This is a genomic window from Klebsiella oxytoca NBRC 105695, assembly GCF_001598695.1.
Taxonomy (GTDB): Bacteria; Pseudomonadota; Gammaproteobacteria; order Enterobacterales; family Enterobacteriaceae; genus Klebsiella; species Klebsiella oxytoca.
The window spans coordinates 212,842-227,640 of sequence record NZ_BCZK01000008.1 but is presented as its reverse complement, the minus strand read 5'-3'; the positions used below and the strand labels follow the sequence as shown (position 1 = coordinate 227,640).

General features: G+C 47.4%; 13 protein-coding genes. 4 read left to right on the top strand and 9 right to left on the bottom strand.

Going from position 1 to position 14,799, the window contains the following annotated elements:
- The first annotated feature begins 24 nt into the window (after window positions 1-24).
- The 3 genes from KO1_RS15830 (at window position 25) to KO1_RS15820 (ending at window position 2,496) form a co-directional block, all read left to right on the top strand.
- The gene (locus KO1_RS15830; RefSeq protein ID WP_003855929.1) at window positions 25-318 is read left to right on the top strand and encodes a co-chaperone GroES; all 294 of its coding nucleotides are present in this window, start codon (window positions 25-27) and stop codon (window positions 316-318) included.
- 43 nt (window positions 319-361) lie between these two features.
- Window positions 362-2,008: a chaperonin GroEL gene (groL, locus tag KO1_RS15825; protein ID WP_004109240.1), complete on the top strand. Its 1,647-nt coding sequence runs from the start codon at window positions 362-364 to the stop codon at window positions 2,006-2,008.
- Window positions 2,009-2,142: 134 nt separating this feature from the next.
- Window positions 2,143-2,496 (top strand): DUF4156 domain-containing protein, encoded by a 354-nt coding sequence (locus KO1_RS15820; protein WP_004109236.1) that lies wholly within the window; start codon window positions 2,143-2,145, stop codon window positions 2,494-2,496.
- A 50-nt stretch (window positions 2,497-2,546) separates the two neighbouring features.
- Here KO1_RS15820 and yjeJ read toward each other — a convergent pair whose 3' ends face one another.
- The 8 genes from yjeJ to KO1_RS15780 all read right to left on the bottom strand — a co-directional run bounded on the left by yjeJ (window position 2,547) and on the right by KO1_RS15780 (window position 12,551).
- Window positions 2,547-3,413 carry a YjeJ family protein gene (yjeJ, locus tag KO1_RS15815; protein ID WP_004109233.1) on the bottom strand — a complete coding sequence of 289 codons (867 nt, stop codon included), beginning with the start codon at window positions 3,411-3,413 and terminating at the stop codon, window positions 2,547-2,549.
- 22 nt (window positions 3,414-3,435) lie between these two features.
- Window positions 3,436-5,559, bottom strand: a complete 2,124-nt coding sequence (locus KO1_RS15810; RefSeq protein ID WP_004109230.1) for a peptidase domain-containing ABC transporter — start codon at window positions 5,557-5,559, stop codon at window positions 3,436-3,438.
- The gene (locus KO1_RS15805; protein ID WP_004109226.1) at window positions 5,552-6,838 is read right to left on the bottom strand and encodes an HlyD family secretion protein; all 1,287 of its coding nucleotides are present in this window, start codon (window positions 6,836-6,838) and stop codon (window positions 5,552-5,554) included. Before KO1_RS15805 ends, KO1_RS15810 begins: the two co-directional genes overlap by 8 nt.
- A 68-nt stretch (window positions 6,839-6,906) precedes the next feature.
- The gene (locus KO1_RS15800) at window positions 6,907-7,272 is read right to left on the bottom strand and encodes a hypothetical protein (RefSeq protein ID WP_004109222.1); all 366 of its coding nucleotides are present in this window, start codon (window positions 7,270-7,272) and stop codon (window positions 6,907-6,909) included.
- 348 nt (window positions 7,273-7,620) lie between these two features.
- Window positions 7,621-8,646, bottom strand: a complete 1,026-nt coding sequence (locus tag KO1_RS15795) for a fimbrial protein (protein ID WP_004109219.1) — start codon at window positions 8,644-8,646, stop codon at window positions 7,621-7,623.
- A gap of 18 nt (window positions 8,647-8,664) precedes the next feature.
- Window positions 8,665-11,208, bottom strand: coding sequence for a fimbria/pilus outer membrane usher protein (locus tag KO1_RS15790; RefSeq protein ID WP_004109216.1), 2,544 nt, complete (start codon window positions 11,206-11,208; stop codon window positions 8,665-8,667).
- A gap of 29 nt (window positions 11,209-11,237) precedes the next feature.
- On the bottom strand, window positions 11,238-11,930 hold the full coding sequence (locus KO1_RS15785; protein ID WP_024273611.1) for a fimbrial biogenesis chaperone: 693 nt from the start codon (window positions 11,928-11,930) through the stop codon (window positions 11,238-11,240).
- A gap of 60 nt (window positions 11,931-11,990) precedes the next feature.
- Window positions 11,991-12,551 (bottom strand): fimbrial protein, encoded by a 561-nt coding sequence (locus tag KO1_RS15780; RefSeq protein WP_004117347.1) that lies wholly within the window; start codon window positions 12,549-12,551, stop codon window positions 11,991-11,993.
- Between the two features lie 491 nt (window positions 12,552-13,042).
- On the opposite strand from KO1_RS15780, the gene KO1_RS15775 reads away from it, so the two are divergent.
- Window positions 13,043-13,609 (top strand): winged helix-turn-helix domain-containing protein, encoded by a 567-nt coding sequence (locus tag KO1_RS15775; RefSeq protein WP_024273612.1) that lies wholly within the window; start codon window positions 13,043-13,045, stop codon window positions 13,607-13,609.
- 159 nt (window positions 13,610-13,768) lie between these two features.
- On the opposite strand, the gene epmB is transcribed toward KO1_RS15775, so the two are convergent.
- Entirely contained in the window at window positions 13,769-14,797 is a 1,029-nt protein-coding gene (epmB, locus tag KO1_RS15770; protein WP_017145090.1) for an EF-P beta-lysylation protein EpmB, read from the bottom strand.
- Between the last annotated feature and the right edge of the window lie 2 nt (window positions 14,798-14,799).

Sequence of the window (14,799 nt, the reverse complement as noted above, 5' to 3'; positions counted from 1 at the left end):
GACTTTCTCAAAGGAGAGCTATCAATGAGTATTCGTCCGTTACATGATCGTGTGATCGTCAAACGTAAAGAAGTTGAAACGAAATCTGCTGGCGGCATCGTTCTGACCGGTTCTGCGGCAGCAAAATCAACTCGTGGCGAAATCATCGCTGTCGGTAAGGGCCGCATCCTGGAAAACGGAACCGTGCAGCCTCTGGACGTTAAAGTTGGTGACATCGTAATTTTCAACGATGGCTACGGCGTGAAATCCGAGAAGATCGACAATGAAGAAGTGTTGATCATGTCCGAAAGCGACATTCTGGCAATTGTTGAAGCTTAATCCGCGAACGACACTGAACATACGAATTTAAGGGAAAGATAAAATGGCAGCTAAAGACGTAAAATTCGGTAACGACGCTCGTGTGAAAATGCTGCGCGGCGTAAACGTACTGGCAGACGCAGTTAAAGTAACCCTGGGCCCGAAAGGCCGTAACGTGGTTCTGGACAAATCCTTCGGTGCGCCGACTATCACTAAAGACGGCGTTTCCGTAGCGCGTGAAATCGAGCTGGAAGACAAGTTCGAGAACATGGGCGCGCAGATGGTGAAAGAAGTTGCCTCTAAAGCGAACGACGCTGCAGGCGACGGTACCACCACCGCAACCGTACTGGCTCAGGCTATCATCGCTGAAGGCTTGAAAGCCGTTGCTGCGGGTATGAACCCGATGGATCTGAAACGTGGTATCGACAAAGCTGTCGTAGCCGCTGTTGAAGAACTGAAAGCGCTGTCCGTACCGTGCTCTGACTCTAAAGCCATTGCTCAGGTTGGTACCATCTCCGCTAACTCCGACGAAACCGTAGGTAAACTGATCGCTGAAGCGATGGACAAAGTCGGTAAAGAAGGCGTGATCACCGTTGAAGACGGTACTGGTCTGGAAGACGAACTGGACGTGGTTGAAGGTATGCAGTTTGACCGCGGCTACCTGTCTCCGTACTTCATCAACAAGCCGGAAACCGGCGCTGTTGAACTGGAAAGCCCGTTCATCCTGCTGGCTGACAAAAAAATCTCCAACATCCGCGAAATGCTGCCGGTTCTGGAAGCCGTAGCAAAAGCGGGCAAACCGCTGGTTATCATCGCTGAAGACGTAGAAGGCGAAGCGCTGGCGACCCTGGTAGTGAACACCATGCGCGGCATCGTTAAAGTCGCTGCGGTTAAAGCACCGGGCTTCGGCGACCGTCGTAAAGCTATGCTGCAGGACATCGCAACTCTGACCGGCGGTACCGTTATCTCTGAAGAGATCGGTATGGAGCTGGAAAAAGCGACTCTGGAAGATCTGGGTCAGGCGAAACGCGTTGTTATCAACAAAGACACCACCACTATCATCGATGGCGTGGGCGAAGAAGCTGCGATCCAGGGCCGCGTTGCTCAGATCCGTAAGCAGATTGAAGAAGCAACTTCTGACTACGACCGTGAAAAACTGCAGGAGCGCGTGGCTAAACTGGCAGGCGGCGTTGCAGTAATCAAAGTGGGCGCGGCTACCGAAGTTGAAATGAAAGAGAAGAAAGCACGCGTTGACGATGCCCTGCACGCGACCCGTGCTGCGGTTGAAGAAGGCGTGGTTGCCGGTGGTGGCGTAGCGCTGGTTCGCGTTGCCGCTAAACTGGCTGGCCTGACCGCTCAGAACGAAGATCAGAACGTCGGTATCAAAGTTGCGCTGCGCGCAATGGAAGCTCCGCTGCGTCAGATCGTTTCCAACGCCGGTGAAGAACCGTCTGTTGTGGCGAACACTGTGAAAGGTGGTGAAGGTAACTACGGTTACAACGCTGCAACCGAAGAGTATGGCAACATGATCGACTTCGGTATTCTGGACCCAACTAAAGTGACTCGTTCTGCTCTGCAGTACGCAGCATCCGTTGCTGGTCTGATGATCACCACCGAGTGCATGGTCACCGACCTGCCGAAAAGCGACGCGCCTGACTTAGGTGCTGCTGGCGGCATGGGTGGCATGGGCGGTATGGGCGGCATGATGTAATCGTGCGCTATACCCCTTAGATATAAAGAAACCCTCGGGCAGAAATGCTCGGGGGTTTTTCTTTTTGTCGTCTTTTTAGTATAAGGTTGTACATCCGGGCCAGTGCGTCCAGCTCATTGATCGTGGGGAATAACATGCAGGTAAAATATTTAGCAGGGATTGTCGGCGCAGCATTGTTGTTAGCAGGTTGCAGCTCCAGCAACGAATTGACCTCTGGTGGCCAGAACGTACGCTTTGTTGAAGATAAACCAGGTTCTGAATGCCAGCTGTTAGGTACCGCAAGCGGCACGCAGAGCAACTGGCTGTCCGGACAGAATGGTGACGAAGGCGGCTCCATGCGCGGCGCGGCAAACGCCCTGCGTAACAAGGCCGCAGAGATGGGTGGCAACGTCATTTACGGCGTCAGCAGCCCGACGCAGAATCTGCTGTCCAGCTTTGTGCCGACCGATAGCCAAATGAACGGCCAGGTTTATAAGTGCCCGAACTGATTTAACCGGTGCCTCTCTTGCCTAAATTGAGGCACCCTCTTGATCTCTTTTTATTGCTTGCTGAGTTGCGCCTGAGTTTGCTGGTAGAACGCATGCAAAGGACGCAGACACTCCTCCAGCGTCATCATTCTTCCTGGCTGAGAAGGGATGATTTGGCTAAAAATCTGGCTGGGCTGGCGCTGGGTATGCACTTCTTTCAGCTTTGGGCTTCTCTCAATTAAGCGCATTACAACGATATTTTCCTGTTCTGATGGATGAGCGGCATTGGTTTTAATCACTGCGCCGGAGATGATTTTTCGCCCTTCCTCCGTGTCACAACAGTACAACACGCCGAGATAATGGGAAAACAGATTGAGCTTCCATTCATCCTGAAGATACTGCTGATAATCAACGTTGCTGGTATTCGTTAAATCCACCGCATAAAGCATCAGGCCTTCCAGCGAGGAAGTTAAATAATTAATCAGATCGCTATCTCCCGTGTGTTTAAGAGACTGCTGAATGCCCACCAGCAGCGCTTCAACTTGCATATCATCAATACGCAGCGTAGCAATTTGCTCATTTTGCAGCACCAGAATGAGCGTTGACCAGGTGTCGCCGGGTTTTAACGTTATCGACATAATACGTCTTTCCGGATTAGGGTGCTGTACTTCAGGTATATCGATCGCCGGTGTATTTTCTATAAGGCGTTCATTAAAGGCCACCAGTTCATTCTTATAACTTTCACCTTCAGCATTTAAGCGCTGCAGGACGATGGCCATTCTGTGCTGCAGAACTAACAGGAGATCCGCAAGAATCGGCGCCTGAAGATAATAAGACTGACAGAGTTGATTACTCAGTTTGACTTTGAGCATTAAAGCCAAAAATTTGTCATCATATTTAATAGATGCGGTATTAAAACCAATAAATGTTCCTTGCATACGGATCTCCTTTTCCTGGTGGTTACGCTGGTGCCTGCATATGGAGCTGTGACATATCAATGATGCGATCGGCTGAGGCAATGGTGGATGGCCGATGGGCAACAATGATTCGGGTAATGCTTAAACCAGAGATAGACTGGTTAATGACCGATTCATTTTTCAGGTCGAGATGGCTGGTGGCTTCATCCATAAACAGAATGCTGGGTTTTCGATAGAGCGCGCGAGCGATTAAAATTCTCTGTTTTTGTCCACCTGAGATACCTAAGCCAAGCTCGCCGACAATCGTTTCGTACCCCATCGGCATTTTCATGATTTCATCATGGATATTACATCTGCGTGCGCACTCAACGATAAAGTCCATATCGGCATTATCTTCAAAGCCGCTGATATTATCGATAAGCGAGCCTGAGAAAAGGCGGTCCTCCTGAAGGACGCAGGCCGTTCCGAGACGAAAGTTATTGATGCCAATTTTTTGAATATCAAGGTTATCCGCTATCACGTCACCGCTGGTGGGCGCTAACAGACCGCACATGACTTTCAGCAGCGTGGTCTTACCGACGCCGGAAGGGCCAACCAGCGCGATGGATTCTCCGGGCTCAACGGTAATATTTAAATTAGAAAAAATAGGTTGTGAGAACGGATCGTACTGATAGCTGAGATTCTTCACTTCTAATTTCACGCCAGTATTTTCTGCAAAAACCCGGCGTGCAGGCAGCTCTTTTTCCGGCTCGCTAAATACAATTTCTGAAAGACGCTCATTATGTAACGACAGCATTCGCAGCTGCATGACCAGGTCGATCAAGCTTGATGCGCGCTGGGAGAATTGCCCACGATAGGCGTTAAAAGCCATAAACATACCGAGGGTCATATTGTTATCAATGACCATGATCGCGCCCAGCCAGAGTACGGCGACCTGATCGATGGAGGTAATAAAAGTATTAATACCGCCAAACATCATATCGAAGCGAGTCTGTTTGATACCGGCATTGCAGGCGTCAATGTTGATATTTAACCAGTGCTGAGAACGACGCTCTTTTAAGTTCAGCGCTTTAATGGTGGAAATACCGTATAGGGACTCCATAAAGTGCGAGCTGGAGCGTGCGCCCTTGATAACCTGCTCTTCGGCAACGCGACGGTAGAAGCTGTAGGTGGCAAAACGCATGATGGCATAGCATAAGGTGAATCCAATCACGACCCAAACCAGCCAGCCGCCGTACAGCGTTAACATAACCAGCAGGCCAATCGTCATGATTGAGTCGATAATGCCGGTAACAATGCTATTGGTGAAGGTGGAACGGATAGTATCCAGCGACGAAAAACGAGACTGAATATCCCCTAAATGACGTTTTTCAAAAAAGGATAACGGCAGGCTTGTCAGATGATCGAACAGCGTGGTTTTCCATTGGATGTTCGTCAGCGTATTTAGCGTTAATGAGGTCCACGCTCGCAGCATACTAATAAAGGTGCGGAAAAGCGTGAAGAAGACCAGGCCGATACAGATAACCGAAAGCAGGCTCTGGTCGTGCGCCATGATGACATGGTCAGTCACCAGCTGCGTACCGATAGGTAATAGCAGGCCGATAGCTTCAACCACTACCGAAAAGGCAAAGATTTTTAGCAGGACCGATTTAAGTCCCACAATATTGCGCATCAGGTCTAATAGACGCAGGCGTGATTTTGCCTGTTCTTGCTGAAAGTTTTGGTCCGGCCATAGTTCCAGCGCAACGCCGGTAAAGTTATTGGACATTTCCTGGATACCAATAACCCGCTTACCCAGCGCCGGATCGTGAACAATAAAGCTGTTTTTACGTACCTTAGTGAGCACGACGTAATGATTCATTCCCCAGTGGATAATACAGGGTAGCTTCAGCTGCTTGATTTCATCCAGATCCAGAGAGAGGGCCCGGCTTTTCAGACCGGCATGTTCCGCCGTTTTGCTCAGCGACATGAGCGTAACGCCCTGAGAAGGGCTACCGTAACGATGGCGGAAGTTGAACAGGTCGATATTAAGCCCGTAAAAGCCGCAAACCATTGCCAGACAGGCGATACCGCATTCGGCGGCTTCCGACTGTAAAATAACCGGCGTTTTATGACGGAATGAGAAATTAAGCTTATCGGTAATGGTTTTAAACAGTTCTTTATTCATCGATCGGGCCACTCACGCTTTGCGTCATCTTATAGAAAGGAGTAAACATCCACATGTAAAGCGGGCGTTCTTCAAGGAAAACTACCGCCTGAGCCTTCAGACCGTTAGAGAGCGTGAGCGTTTTTCCATTGTAGCTAAAGGTCTTGTCCTTGATTTTTATAATTGCTTTATAGAGCGCTAATTCCTGCTGATTAGTTCCGTTGCTGACATTGGTATATTCTGCCATCTCCTGACGTGACGCCGGTACCGAGGAAATAGAAACAACCTTACCTGGAAATTGGCCAAATTTATCGGCAGGGAAAGCATCATAGCGAATATTAATGGTGTCCCCGGGTTTCACGTAGGGGATGGTATTATTGGGTAACCAGAGGATCAGATAATACTCAATATCACCGGTAGGTTTGATCTGCGCCAGGCTGCTGCCGTTCTCTACCATCTGCCCTTTAGTCACGGCCAGCGATTCAATCTTACCGTTGGTCGTTGCTTTAATAATCAGATTACCGTTAGCGTTCGATTCTACCAGCTGATTTTTATAATCATTGATTTGGTTATGCTGGCTTGAAATCTGATTATCAAAGTCTGCTGCTTTGGTGATTTTATCGCTGCTGGTTTGCGTGAGCTGAGATTCCAGCTGCATCTTTTGAGTCACCAGGGATTGATAGGCGCTTTGCTGTTGAAAATATAGCGAGTGCTGATAGTTATACTGATCTTTAGTTATCAGACCATCCTTTAAGTATTTATCATAGCTGGCCAGGTTGGTATGCATTTTGTTTAAGCCTACCTGAGTATTAGCCAGCATACGGTTGGTTTCCGTTAACGAGGCGCTGGTAGTCTTAATCTGTTTTTCAAGAGCCGCGAGCGTTTCAGCCTTATTACGCGTCAGTTTGCTTATAATATCTTCTGCGTTAGCAATTTTTTCATTGATAACTTCAATCTGAGCCGCGCTAACGTTGCCACCGATCGTATTACGTGAAACGTCAAGTTCATAAAGCGGTTGGCCTTTTTTGACAATGTCTCCCACCTTTACATGCAGATTCACAACAAAACCCTGCTGTGGGGCAAAGACGTTAACGGAGTGAGGGAGCGTAATGACCTCTCCGCGTACATCAATACGCTGGGTAAAGGTGCAAAATATGAGTGAAAGTACAATGGCAATAAGAAAAATAAATGCCAGAAGAGTGACTAACCACGCTGGAATGCCTGCTAATAATAATGCTTTTCCTTTCCAGTGGATTTTTTTGTACTCAATCGCTTCCTTGCGATATATGTTTTTTAACATGCAAATCACTTTTTATTAATAAGTAAAAAAAGGCCTGGTCACCCAAGCCTTAAGTTAAAACGCTTATATTAATTCCAGGGGGTCAAGGTTCCGTCAATAGAGCCAGCAATCGCCCCCATCGCTAATTCGTAAGTCTTGTCCCATCCTACAACAGAGGCTGCAACACCGCATCCAATGGCACCTACAACCAGGCCCCAAACCATACCGACGCCCTGACCGATTGCGCCAAACCCAAGAATACCGCCGCCAGCACCGCCCCAACGACCTCCGATGATAGAACCGTAAATTCCGCCAACTGATGCCCCTAGTGTTGCAGAAGTTGCTAATTCGGCAGCATTACTTACCAAAGAGGTGAGAATGCCACCAATAGAAGACATATCCCAAGAATAGCCACCAGAAATAGCTTCCATTTCAAAAACAGTTAGTTGCTTCATAAATTTTCCTTATTTAATGAGCTTTTATAATAATATTTACAATCTTAATATTATTTGTGGTTGGTTAAATTATTTGAAATGAATTCAGTAAGTATTCTCTGTTTTCATTTCACGACAAAGTTTAAAGATGATTAGTTTGATTTCAATTGATTTTTTTTTGTTAATGATGAATTTTAGTTGTTCATGTATTTGTGAACGAGGAATTCACAATTGAATTCCTCGGTATTTAGTGGTTGGAGAACATTCCAGCGCTTACATTTTCTGGTCTATGGCTTAAGAAAATGGTATCAATAGTGGTACAAGAGTTCCGTATACTACAATCGGGTTACTCATGTTATTGGATGCTTTTTATTCTTCCTGGAGAATAATTTCAAATATAGCTCGAACGCTACCTGGTGTTATGGTGTTAGATAGCTTGTAATAGTCCGCAGTGAAGGTAAGAGACTGGCTCTTTTTCATACTGGCAATAGAGTAGTTTTTATAATCAAAAAAGGTGATAGGGCTGGAACCCTGTTTAATTATGAAACCAACATCTTTGGCTCCTCCGATAGTATCAGGGATGGAGTTTAGCAGTACGCCATCTTTTGATGCTGAGTTCTCGGTTATAGGGTTAAACCAGTAGGTATATTTGGTTCCAACGGATGAGTCAGGGCAGGTAATGTCAAGCGTAAAGTCTTTTTGCTTGCCAGTTACCCCGCCCTGAGTGAGAGCTTTAAGCTGCGATGCTTCTATATTAGATAGATTGACCGTGCTCCCACCTCGTGGATTTATATTGCAGGTTGTTTCCCTGTAAGTGAAAGGGCCGAGTTTGATGTTGGCTTGGGCAAGTCGGGCAATTGATGAATTAGCATTGACCTGATTGACGCTTCCCGCCCGATAGGACACCGAAATCTCTTTTTTTCCTGAGAAGCTCGTATCAATATTGTCCCTGGTTTTTATCAGCCAGACGGTGAGTTGTTTCACGCCGGGATCGCTAAGGCCATAGGCAGAAACAGTACCTAACGTAGCCGGAACGGGGCGGCCGTTGGCGCCGGCAATTGCTTCCGAAATTTCAAAACCAATACCCGGTATCCCTGTTTCATAAACCGGTCCACCGAGCACACCGGTCACGCCTGCCGCCAGATTGACGCTGGGCGTGGCGATAATGGCGTAAATATCATTTGCCTTGCAGTTATAAAAAGTTTTTGCATTGGCAATCGCTCCGCCTACCGTTCTTACTGCCAGTACGCTACCGGGCGCCAGGCTTGAATCGGATAAAATTTTAGCTGGGCTGAATGTAACATTGAATGCAGCATCAGTTCCGTTGTAATTACAGTCAGCCATTACTGTCTGATTAAGTAAAAGTAAACTAATAAAAAGGAGTATTTTTTTCATAGTCTGTATTCATCCCTGTTACTGGCAAACCGCAGTGGCCTGAGCAATACCTTCATTTACCGCAGCCAGGCTATAAGGCGCTTTACACTGCTGCCCGCTCTTTGAACCCCACTGAGCATAGACTTCACCGTTATCTTTCAGGCCGGACAAATAGACCATACCGCCATCAGAAACGATGCTAGCCTGGGCGTTTTTATCCGTGGTCAACGTTACCGTGGCGCCATAAGGAACGTTTTCACCCGACGCTCTCTTGAGAATAAGGAACGCGCGGCGGCCAATATTGCCCGCGAAGTTTGCCCGTACCACGGCTGCACGGGTTGGCACCACTTTCTGCGTCGTATTTGGCAATTCCATATTATCTCCCAAAGTCGTGCTATCTAAGGTCACGCTGGTTCGATGGTATGGCGTAACGTAAGGAATAATCGCATAGCCGCGGTAGTCCGTTTCGATCGTCGCGTCGTTTTCCAGACGGACGTTTTTCAGGCCGGGCGCCTTAACCAATACGGCGGTTTCAGACATTTCCTGACCTAATGTTATTCCGTCAGCATGAACCAGCACGCCGCCGCTCAGGCCGTAGTTAATTAACTGACTATTTTTGGCATAGCTGTAGCCGGCGTTAGCCGAACCCATGGAACCACGATAGTTGCCGTAGACGCCGCCGCTGGCATCTTCACGATTGCTGTAGCCCTGCTGGACGTTCCAGTCCAGGTTATGGTTCTCCAGCGCGACGCCGCTCAGAGAAACATACTGATCGGTTGAACCCGGACTGCTGTTGGTCACGTTATAGGTCGCATAGGCATTAGGTAACCAATCGCTTAAAGGAATGGAGATATTAAATGAAACAACATGGTCATCCTCAACGTGACGGCTGGAACCATTATTTCCCCAGCTATAGCGGCTATAGCTATAGCCAGCGTAATAGTTAAAGCGGCGGAACCCGCCGTTATAGCCAATATTCAGCGAGTTATTGCGGCGATTGCTATCCCAATAATCCTCAAAAATGCCGGATACAGAAAGGTTACCTAGTCCCGAACCCAGGCTCTGGCTCACGGTAATATTGGTTCTGTTACGCAGCGAGTGTGGCGTATATCCGCCGTAGCTGTTGTTATAGGTATTCATCACATCAGTTAGCGTATTGTACCCGGAGGTCGAATAGCGGTAGCCGGCTACGGTAATATTGGTGCCGGTTTCAAGGATATTTTTACCGTAGCGAATGCGCCATGACTGGCCGGACGTTTTCTCTTCATCTTTCTTTTTAGACCATGCCGCCGTTACATCGGCGGAAACCGCGCCAATATCGCCGAGGTTTTGCCCGGCGCCGAAAGCGAGCGCCTGGTAATTGGCCGCCGCCTGTACGCCCGTATAGAGAGTGGTATTGCTTAATACGCCGTAGCTGATCGTTGCTTGCGTAAAGGGTTTCTCGTCAACGTTGCCATCGTAGGGACGATATTTCCCGCTGGTAATCTCATACTCCATTTGGCCTTCCCGGAGCATTAATGGCAGAGAAGCGTAGGGCACCACGAAGTTTTGTCGGGAGCCATCGGACTCCTCGACGGTGACGTAAAGGTCACCGTTGCCGCCGGTTGAGTAGAGGTCGGTAATTTCGAAAGCGCCCGGAGCGACAAAAGCCTGGTAAATTTGGTAGCCATTCTGCTTGATGACGATACGCGCATTGGTTCGGGCAATACCGCGAACGATGGGCGCGAATCCACGCAGGCTTTCAGGAATCATGTCCGTGTCGGTTGCCAGCTGAATCCCGGTGAACGGCACGCTGTCAAAGATGCTCGACAGCGAGCTGCTTTCGCCCATGACTAAAGTACTTTTTAACGGGACAATGCTCCGCTGCGCATAGAGATATACGGAATCCCAGTCGCTCTTTGCCCCCGCTGACTTATTCCATGTACTCAGATTGCGCAGGCGCCATGGCCCGAGGTTCAGGCCGGATTGTAAGTTAAGATTGTAATACTCATTATTGGCTTCATAGTCTTTGCCTGAACTAAACTGATAGTTGGTCAGTAAGGCATTAATACCGTCGTCAAACTCATCTGGGGAAACGAAACCCTGCGCGATAGTGGACAGCGCCGCCTGCGGTATGGATACCAGCAGCTGTTGAGTATTGAAGTTAAAATCGGTGGTGAAATCAGGAATAACATGAGTATCTGCGCAGCCATTCGCATCTTCTTTTAAGCCAGGAAAAGCGTCAGCACGCAAACCATAGCTGGTTAATTTAGCAATGCTTAAACAGGGAACTAATTTCAACGTATCTGTTGTTGGATCTTTTTTTTCCACAAACCGGATATCAGCCGTTTCTTGCAGACTGTTATTTAAAATAACGTCAATGCGATACTCCCCCGGAGCCTGGGCATCGCGGGTGGCGTAGAGGGATAAGTCCGGTATTGAAGAGGGGTCGCTCTGACCGACTGATTTTATAAATGCGGGATCAAAAAAATCACGAGCTAAAGCATTGGCGCATAAACCGAGAGCTAGCGCAGGAACAAGAACGAAAAATGTGTGGGAGGTTCCGGATAGCGCGCCTCCCCTTTTTTTTATAGAAATAGACATACTTTTCACCCTGGCCAATCAAAAAAAATTTAAATCGATGATGTGTGGGCAGAACCCGAGCCTCCGTTATCAGTGGCGACCTTCCACTCGATTTCTGAACCATTTATACCTGCAGGCAAAGTAAATTCTTTGCTGGAAAAAGCATCAATGTTATTGACTGAGTTGCTAATATCTCTGCCGTTTATTTTTATCGACTTAAAATAAATGAAAAAGGGTGTCGGATTCTTTAGCGTTATCTTATTACCGGATTTATGCCACTGCAGATTTTTAGCTTCGGTATTAATATTCATATCCTGAATGGCGCGAGGGCGATAGATAAGACGCATTCTATGGCGCACCGCCAGCTGCAGCTTGTTTTTGTCAGCTTCACTGTCGCTGGTTGGCGGAATAGACATTACGTTAAAGAAGTAGACAGTTTCACGATCCTGAGGGGCTTTAGAGATATACGCGTTAGGAAAAATACGTACCGTGTTGGTTTGCTTGCCCTCCAGGCGGAAAAGCGGGGGAGTCACCATAAAAAAGCTATCTTTCATTCCTTCAGACGCTTCTACCCAGGATTTAATTAAATAAGGCGTGTCATCTTTGTTTTCAATGTTCGTACTGATTTCTCGCGAACCTTCTTTATAAAGATGGCGGGTTGAATCAACCACGACTCCACTCTGGGCCACAAAGCTGACAGAAATAAAAGAAATTGCAGCTAATCTTAATAATGACTTCAGCATAATTCATTCCCTGAATAAAAAAATAACGGGGCCTGCCTGAGGCAAACCCCGTTGTACTTATTAGTAGCTAATAGTAAAGGTGGCTACACCTTTAACTGCACCATCGGTAACGCCGTTTGCAGTTTTAACGTATGCAGCTTTATAACGCAGGTAAGACGGGGTACCCGCGGTATAAGCAACAACTTTTGGAGTCGTACCGGTGAAGCTTACGCGAGTGCCGTCGGTGTTCACTACGGTAACCGCAGCGTTAGTTGCCGGGCTGGCAGCCGTGTTGGTCAGCACGTTGTCCTGGCCGCTGATATAGTCGCCGGTTACGGTCACGTTGATGTTACCGGTGTAATTAGTTGCACCTTTCTGGCAATCTTCGATTTTGTACTCAATGTCTTTTGCAGTTGACATATACGGAGTGTTAACTGCCATTGCGTCCAGTACAGATGCTTTAACATCGTCCAGAGTTAAAGAACCGCCGGAAATCATAGCGGACGGCGTTACGTTACAGGATTCGCCGGTGTCGGTAACGTTACCCAGAATAGTCAGAGAAGAACTGTTCCCTGCCGCGAAAGCCTGAGCACTCAGAACTGCAGAAGCAGCAACCATTACAGCTACAATTGTTTTTTTCATTTATTTAATCCATTTATAGATACTAAAGTCCTGAATAGCGTCAAGACGAAGATGTTAATTAGTCTGATAGGTAATAACTAACATTCTGCTATGTCTGCCCGATCGCTATCGTTATCATTCTCCTGCCGCCGCATTTTGTATACCTGGTATACATAGAGCGTAATGTGCCGGAGCGGTGACAAATCTAAGTGCAGGACTGATAAAATGCATGTGAATTCTGTTTGAATTTAAACTCTGTTTATTGAAGGTTGCAATTTCACAAGCAGATTTCGTAGATAATAATGAGTGTGCCTGGAAGGTATAGTTGTAAATCAGTCTTCCCTTTGGTTCAAATATCATGATAATCTTATCTTTGCTCTGGGAAGAGCTGGGATTTTTCTTTGAAATTATCTAATCTGGCAGGCTTAAAGGGATGTACTGTGATAGCTAAAGATGAATTTGAATTTAATTCATCTTTGTTTCATATGGAATGGTGAGGGAGGAAAGGGATTATGATATTCAATGAATATATCATTAACAATGAAGTTATTTTTAATGTAAATATGAATGAGTTGCAGCCCGTGGGGGAAAAGGGTGAGAGCGTGACGCTGAACGCGCCGACTGCACGCTGCCTGCAACTTTTACTGGAAAGCAATGGGAAAATTATATCCCGAGAAGAGTTTCTGGATAGTGTCTGGAAAACCAGAGGGGTTGTCGTTTCGCAGAATACTTTTTATCAAAACATATCATTGTTAAGAAAGTCGTTAGTGAAAGCAGGATTATCGCAAGATATTATTGTTACAGTCAGGCAGCGCGGGTTTGTTCTCGCGGCAGGCTCAAATATTGCCTCATTCTTACGCTCGGAAGAAAAGGAACCGGAAAACTCTGAAAATGTGCAGGTTACCGCAAGCACCTCTTCGCCTCCGATTGAGAAAAATGTGATGAATAATTCCGCTGTCCGCGAAGATGCGCAAAAAATTTCCACAGACGATAAAACAACAGTATTTAAATTACCCGGGTGGATTTTGCCTCTGTTATTGGTGATGACCGCCGCAAACATTCTTTCTCTTTTTTTGTAAGTAATAATGAATGGATTAACCGCTTGCTTTTATATTCGCTTTACTCTCCCCTGGAAGAATAATTACTGGTTCTACGAAAATTATAAAGCGTCAGTATTTATACACCAGTAAGTATTAGCAACAGGTAGTCTGCCAGGCAGTGCCCGGCAGACGGATTCGCTATCGTTGCTTCAATCCTAAGTCCAGGGGCGTCTTGCTTGGTTCTCCGCCGATTTCCCGTGCAAGTTTAGGGACTAAATAGCCGGAGACCAGCGTGAGTAGTTCGCGCATGATTGCCCGGGCCTCTTCGTCACTGACCATGAAATGCGCCGCTCCCTGCACTCTGTCCAGAACATGCAGGTAGTAAGGCATAACCCCGGCATCGAACAACCCATTGCTCAGATCGGCGAGCGTGCGCGCATTATCGTTCACACCGCGTAACAGTACGCTTTGATTGAGTAAGGTGACGCCAGCCATACGCAGGCTCTTCATTGCCCTACGAAACGCGGTATCGATCTCGTTGGCATGGTTAATATGGTTCACCAGCAGCACCTGCAACGAAGATGCAGAGATGCGCGCAACCAGGGTATCGGTAATCCGCGCAGGAATCACAATGGGTAACCGACTGTGGATGCGCAGGCGTTTAATATGTGGAATGGATTCCAGCTGGGTAAGCAGCCAGTCCAGTTCATGGTCCTTCGCCATTAACGGGTCACCGCCGGAAAAAATAATTTCATCCAGCTCTGGATGAGCCGCGATGTATTCCATAGCCTTCTGCCAGTTGCGCTTCGTGCCCTGGTTTTCCGCGTACGGGAAGTGCCGACGGAAACAATATCGACAATTTACCGCGCAGCCGCCTTTCACCAACAGTAAAGCGCGGTTGCTGTATTTATGCAGCAGACCTGGCACAACGCTATGCTGTTCTTCCAGCGGATCGGTGGAGTATCCTGGAGCATGAATAAACTCCTCCTGGGAGGTAAGTACCTGACGGAGAAGAGGATCGTTTGGATTTCCTGGTTCCATACGAGCAATAAATGCCCGTGGGACACGCAGTGCGAACAGGCGCTTAGCGTCGCGTCCTGCCAATAGATTCGCATCAGCGTCTACATTTAAAAGCTGCAGCAGTTCATCGGGACTGGTCACAACATCGGCAAGTTGCGTTAACCAATCTTCTCTGGATGGGGTATTTAGGGTTACAATATGCGCCATTT

Bases quoted from the DNA above. Each gene is read 5' to 3' on its own strand.
- yjeJ (WP_004109233.1), bottom strand. From the start codon at position 3,413: ATGCAAGGAACATTTATTGGTTTTAATACCGCATCTATTAAATATGAT.
- KO1_RS15805 (WP_004109226.1), bottom strand. From the start codon at position 6,838: ATGTTAAAAAACATATATCGCAAGGAAGCGATTGAGTACAAAAAAATC.
- KO1_RS15785 (WP_024273611.1), bottom strand. From the start codon at position 11,930: ATGCTGAAGTCATTATTAAGATTAGCTGCAATTTCTTTTATTTCTGTC.
- KO1_RS15780 (WP_004117347.1), bottom strand. From the start codon at position 12,551: ATGAAAAAAACAATTGTAGCTGTAATGGTTGCTGCTTCTGCAGTTCTG.
- KO1_RS15830 (WP_003855929.1), top strand. From the start codon at position 25: ATGAGTATTCGTCCGTTACATGATCGTGTGATCGTCAAACGTAAAGAA.
- KO1_RS15810 (WP_004109230.1), bottom strand. From the start codon at position 5,559: ATGAATAAAGAACTGTTTAAAACCATTACCGATAAGCTTAATTTCTCA.
- KO1_RS15795 (WP_004109219.1), bottom strand. From the start codon at position 8,646: ATGAAAAAAATACTCCTTTTTATTAGTTTACTTTTACTTAATCAGACA.
- KO1_RS15820 (WP_004109236.1), top strand. From the start codon at position 2,143: ATGCAGGTAAAATATTTAGCAGGGATTGTCGGCGCAGCATTGTTGTTA.
- groL (WP_004109240.1), top strand. From the start codon at position 362: ATGGCAGCTAAAGACGTAAAATTCGGTAACGACGCTCGTGTGAAAATG.
- KO1_RS15775 (WP_024273612.1), top strand. From the start codon at position 13,043: ATGATATTCAATGAATATATCATTAACAATGAAGTTATTTTTAATGTA.
- epmB (WP_017145090.1), bottom strand. From the start codon at position 14,797: ATGGCGCATATTGTAACCCTAAATACCCCATCCAGAGAAGATTGGTTA.
- KO1_RS15790 (WP_004109216.1), bottom strand. From the start codon at position 11,208: ATGTCTATTTCTATAAAAAAAAGGGGAGGCGCGCTATCCGGAACCTCC.
- KO1_RS15800 (WP_004109222.1), bottom strand. From the start codon at position 7,272: ATGAAGCAACTAACTGTTTTTGAAATGGAAGCTATTTCTGGTGGCTAT.